Origin of the sequence: Actinomadura sp. 7K507 (assembly GCF_004348425.1) — a bacterium.
In the GTDB taxonomy this organism is placed as follows: domain Bacteria; phylum Actinomycetota; class Actinomycetes; order Streptosporangiales; family Streptosporangiaceae; genus Spirillospora.
The window spans coordinates 1-2419 of record NZ_SMKK01000473.1 but is presented as its reverse complement, the minus strand read 5'-3'; the positions used below and the strand labels follow the sequence as shown (position 1 = coordinate 2419).

General features: G+C 72.6%; 2 protein-coding genes. Both read right to left on the bottom strand.

What is annotated here, in order from left to right:
• Positions 1 to 986: hypothetical protein (locus tag E1285_RS46330; protein ID WP_207947296.1), on the bottom strand; the 986-nt coding region annotated here is incomplete at its 3' end.
• A 10-nt stretch (positions 987 to 996) separates the two neighbouring features.
• Positions 997 to 2316 carry an RNA-guided endonuclease TnpB family protein gene (locus tag E1285_RS44525; protein ID WP_207947295.1) on the bottom strand — a complete coding sequence of 440 codons (1320 nt, stop codon included), beginning with the start codon at positions 2314 to 2316 and terminating at the stop codon, positions 997 to 999.
• Positions 2317 to 2419: the final 103 nt, after the last annotated feature.

Genomic DNA, 2419 nt, shown 5'->3' with positions numbered 1-2419 from the left:
GGGCCCGCCGCCCCCACCGCACCCGTAAGCCCCGGTGGACGTTGCCGGACACCGCGCCGGACGGCATGACTCCGTCCGGCGCGGTGGGTCGCTAGGCGTCTCTCCGCCCGCGCATGGCGCGGAACATGCGCAGGGGGAACAGGCCGATGAGCGGGGCGCGCTTGCCCGCGTCCTCGCTGTCCTTGCGGTCGAAGGCCTGGGCGTAGCGCCGCGCGTCGGACGCGGTGGGGTAGACCTTCGCGCCGCCGGCTCCGCACTCGCGGGCGCACTGCCAGCGCATGGTCTCGCCTTCGGCGGTGAAGCGGCCCGTGCTCGTGGAGGGCCTGCGCGATGGCGTTGATCTCGCGGTCCAGGGCGATGCCGGTGTCGGGCGACCAGCGGCTCGCCGTCCCGATCATGCCCGGTGAGTAGAAGGTCCTGCCGGGTCCGGGGAGCAGGCGCCGCAGCCCGCCGCGTTCCCGGCGTTCGCGGCGCAGGACGCGCTCGCGGATCCGTTCGTCGCGCTCCCGGGCCGCGCGCTGCCGCTCGGCCGCCGCATCGCGCTCGCGCTGCTCCTGCTCGGCCGTGCCCGGCTCCGCGGCGAGGGACTCGGCGGCGGAGCGGTGCTGCGCGGCCTCCATCCGGTCGGCGGCGGACTCGGCGCGCAGCCGGTGGACGTCGGCCTGCCGGTCGTGCCGGGAAACCTCGTCCGCGTCCCGCTCGGCCGTGGGTCTCCGCGTCCCGCTGGTTCTCGGCGGCCAGCGCATCCATCCGCCGGCGCAGCGCGGCGGCGCGCTCCTCCGCGGCGGCGGCGCGTCCAATGCACCGCGGCGTTCGACGTCGGCCTCGGCGTCCTCGGCGTCGGCGCGCTCGTCATGGGCGGCCGCCTCCTCGGTGAGGCGCTCGGCGTCCCATTCGGCCGTCTGCGCGAGGACCGCCTCGACGCGCAGCCGTTCGGCGGCGCCGCGGTCCCCGCCGCGTCCGCACGCGGCTTCACCTCTTGACATCCTCCCCCTCTTAAAAGAGGGGGATTCCAACCTGTGTGGGTTGGGGTTCACGGACACTCGGCCGCGGGTGCGGTGTTGTCCCTCCGGCACCGGCTGATCGCCGGGGGCGGGGGATCCCGCCCTGTCCTGCCGCGACTTTGGTCGTGGTGCTCGCAGCGATGTTGATGGCTGCGTTGGTGTCGGCGTTGCAGGAGAACCCGCAGGACACGCAGAGGAACTCGGCTTGGCTCTTGCGCGAGTTCTTCTCGATCCATCCGCAGGTGCTGCACCGCAGACTGGTGTAGGCCGCCGGGACGTCCTGGACCCGGCCGGGCGCCTTGTGCCCGGTGCGCTGCCGCAACAGCCCCCACCCCTGCGCCAGGATGCCTCGGTTCAGCCCGGCCTTCTGCGCCACGCGGCGTCCGGGCCGCTCGAGGGTCCCCCGCGCGGACGCGGTCATATTGACGATGTTCAGCTTCTCGAACCGGATCACGTCAAAGCGGCGGGCGAGCATGGTGGAGGTCTTCTCGCACCAGTCCTTGCGCCGCCCGGCCTCGGCGGCCTTCAGCCCAGCGGCCTTGGCGTACTCGGCGGCCTTGCGCTCACTGCCCCTGGGGGCTCGGGCCGCGCGCCGCTGATGCTTGCGCAGCCGGGCGCGTTCACGGGTGGACAACTGCGGGCAGTTCAAGGCGCGCCCGTCCGACAGCGCGGCCGTGATGGCCACGCCCCGGTCGACACCGACGGCCTGGCCGGTGCCCGGCGCCGGGATCGCGGCGGGGACGACGGCGAAGGCCACATGCCACTGCCCGTTGCGGAACGTGACGCGGAACGTTTTCGCCTCGGGCGGCCTGGCGCCCTTGCCCTTGGCGCTGAGGCGGAACCGGACCCAGCCGCAGCCGGGCACCGCCACCCGCGCCCACCGCCGGTTCAGCCTCTGCACCCGCACCCGGCGGGCCATCACCTGCCCGCCCTTGGCGTTCAGCAGCGGCCCACCATCATCGTCGTAGACAGGGACGCGGTCGGTACCGATGACCCGGAAACCCTCATGCCGGTACTTCTTGCGCCAGATCGGCTCACCGAACCCTGAGGAGAAGAAAGCCTGCTTGGCCTTGGCGAAGTCCTTCAGCGCCTGCTGCTGCACATCCGCATTACCCGCCCCCAGCCACTCGTTCTCCCGCCTGGCCTGGGTGAGCTGCCGGCACTGCTCGGCAAACCCCGGAGCCGATCTCCTTCCGGGCCGCCAGTGCGCGTGCTGCTCGACGGCCAGGTTGTACACGTACCGGGCATGCGCGCAGTGCACGAGCATCTGCTCCGCCTGCGCCGCAGTCGGGTACATCCGGAACCGTGACACACCACAAACGTAGCGGACGGTAGCGACACAATGACGGTAAGTTCGAATTCAAGCTGCGCATCCCCCACGGCCTCCACGAACACCCCACCACCCAGGCACAGAC